The 2,810-nt window shown below is 74.4% G+C and carries 1 protein-coding gene; it reads right to left on the bottom strand.

Annotation, left to right across the window (positions count from 1 at the left end; all coding sequences use genetic code 11):
• Nucleotides 1–248: 248 nt before the first annotated feature.
• Entirely contained in the window at nucleotides 249–2,417 is a 2,169-nt protein-coding gene (helR, locus tag VGD85_RS18750; protein WP_331064946.1) for an RNA polymerase recycling motor ATPase HelR, read from the bottom strand.
• Between the last annotated feature and the right edge of the window lie 393 nt (nucleotides 2,418–2,810).

The raw sequence follows: 2,810 nt of genomic DNA, 5'->3' as shown, positions 1-2,810 counted from the left end.
CAAACGCAGTACGTAAGCGCTTACCTATCGCCGTTGGTGACCAAACCGCAGAAGGTTCCGACCCGCGGCCGACCCGCCACCCCACGGCCGAGCCCCCGCCGTCGCCGCCGCCCGCCGCCCCGCCGGGTCTGCGGTTTGGTCACCAAACGCAGTACGTAAGCGCTTACCTATCGCCGTTGGTGACCAAACCGCAGAAGGTTCCGACCCGCGGCCGACCCACCACCCGCGGCGGAGGGCCGGGCCGGACCTCACGTGAGGACGACCAGGCGCTGGGTGGCGCGGGTCATGGCCACGTAGCGGTCGACCGCGCCCTCGATGCCGTCACCGAACGTGGCCGGGGCGAGAAGGACCACGAGGTCGAACTCCAGCCCCTTCACGAGCTCGGGGGTCAGCACCCGGACGCGCGGCCGCGGCGGCAGGTCCACGCCCCCCGCACCCCCGGCGGCGGCGACGACGCAGGCCGTCCCCTCGGGATGCTCGGCGAGCCAGGCGTCCAGGAGCGGCTCGAGGTCGCCGATCGCGCCGTGGTGGACCGGCACGCCGGTCGCACGCACCGACGTCGGCACGTTGGCGTCCGGCAGCGCGGCCCGGATGACCGGCTCGGCCGCGGTCATGATCTCCGCGGGCGTGCGGTAGTTGATGCTCAAGGACGCGAGCTCGACCCGGTCCAGGCCGACACGCTGCAGCCGCTCCGCCCAGGACTCGGCGAACCCGTGTCGCGCCTGCGCGCGGTCACCGACGATCGTGAAGCTCCGCGAGGGGCAGCGGCGCAGCAGCATCTGCCACTCCGCGTCGGTGAGCTCCTGGGCCTCGTCGACCACGACGTGCGCGAACGGCCCGGCCAACACGTCCGGGTCGGCCGTGGGTGCCGCCCCCTCGTCCACCAGCGCACCGCGCAGGTCCGCCACCCGCAGCATCGACATCACCTGCATCTCGGAGTCGTCGGTGGCGACCAGGTGGTCGACCACGTGCGACATCTCCTCGGACTGCGCCGCCAGCGCCGCCTCCCGCTGCCGCCGGCGACGCGACGCGTCGGGATCGCCGAGCCGCTGCCGGGCGGCATCGAGCAGCGGCAGGTCGGACGTCGTCCAGGCGCTGGGCTCCTCGCGCTGCAGCAGCCGCACCTCGTCGGGCCCGAGCCAGGGCGCGCACCGGCGCAGGTACGCCGGCACCGTCCACAGGTCGCCGACCAGGTCGTCGGGGTCGACCACCGTCCACGCCCGGTCGAACGCGTCGAGCAGGGCCTGGTGCCGCGCCAGCGATCGACGCAGCAGGTCGACCGGCACCTCGTCGGGGTCGACCTGGTCGAGCAGGATCGCGACGAGCGCGAGCCAGACGTCGTCGCGGGCCTCGTTGTGCGGGAGCGCAGGGTCGGCCGCGCCGAAGGCCTCCGCCCAGTCGTCGACGCCGAGCCTGAGATCGGCGTACGGCGTCTCGACGACCATGGCCTCGGTGGGCAGCTCCTCGTAGAGCCGCACGGCCGGTTCGACGGCCGCGACCATCCGGGCCGAGGACTTCAGCCGCGCCACCGCCGGGTCGGCCTCCGGCGGTGCCGTCGCCCCCTCGGGGACGAGATCGCGCACCGTCGCGGTCCGCACCCCCTCCTCGCCGAGGCTGGGCAGCACGTCGGAGACGTAGGCCAGGTAGGGCTGGTGCGGACCGACGAACAGCACGCCGCCGCGACGGTGGCCCAGCCGCGGGTCGGCGTACAGCAGGTACGCCGTGCGGTGCAACGCGACCACGGTCTTGCCGGTGCCGGGGCCGCCGTCGACGACCAGCGCGCCGCGCGAGCCGGCCCGGATGATCGCGTCCTGGTCGGCTTGGATCGTGCCGAGCACGTCGCGCATCCGGGGCGACCGGGACGCACCGAGGCTGGCGATGAACGCCGACTGGTCGTCGAGCGCGGCGGCGTGGCCGGTGAGTTCCTCGGCGGTGAAGGCCTCGTCCCAGTAGTCGGCGACGCGGCCGCCGATCCAGCGGTAGCGGCGCCGGCTCGCCAGGCCCATCGGGTGGGCGTGGGTCCCCGCGAAGAAGGGCTCGGCCACCGGGGAGCGCCAGTCCACGAGCAGGCGGCGTCCGGCACGGTCCGTCAGGCCGAGCCGCCCGACGTACACCGGCTCGGGGTCCTCGGCGCCGACCATGTGCCCGAGGCACAGGTCGAGGCCGTACCTGCGCAGCATCCGCAGCCGGGCCGTGAGCCGGTGCACCTCCTGGTCCCGTTCGAGCGCCTCCTGACCGACCCCGGCGGGCGCTCGGCGCGCGGCGTCGAGCCGGTCCTCGAGGTCGGCGACGGCGGCGGCCAGGCTCTCCGCGATCGCCGCGAAGTGCCGCTCGTCCTGTTCGATCAGGCTCGGTGCCGCCTTCGCGGCGAGGTGGTCGGCGAGCGCGAACGCGCTCCCGGTCGACGGCTCGGTCAACGGCTCGGTCAACGGCTGTCCAGACTCCACAGGTCGTGCTCCCCCGGTCGATGCGCGGCTCCGGCCGGAGATTCTCGGCCCTGCCGGGGGCCTTGCCGCAAGACCCACCCTGCGCTATACGTTGAGAGTGGAAGGGAGTGTCGCTCCCTTCCACAGCGATGTCGGGGGCCTGTCAGGCGCGTCGTGCCGCGCCCCTCCCGCTCGCTCGGTGTCCCGGGACATCGGCCCCTTGTCGCGCCGCCCGGGCGGGCCTAGGTTGCTGCCACTCGTGATCGCGGGTCACGTCCTCGGGAGGGACTCATGCGCATCCTGTTCTCCGCACCTCTGGCCGCCGGCGCCGCCGCAGCACTCGCCCTCACCCTGACCGCCCCGGCCGGCGCCGCGCCCGGTGCC

The sequence above is a fragment of the Nocardioides sp. genome (genome assembly GCF_036401255.1).
GTDB lineage: Bacteria > Actinomycetota > Actinomycetes > Propionibacteriales > Nocardioidaceae > Nocardioides.
The sequence above is the reverse complement of the archived record's forward strand: the minus strand, read 5'-3'. Positions and strand labels throughout refer to the sequence as shown.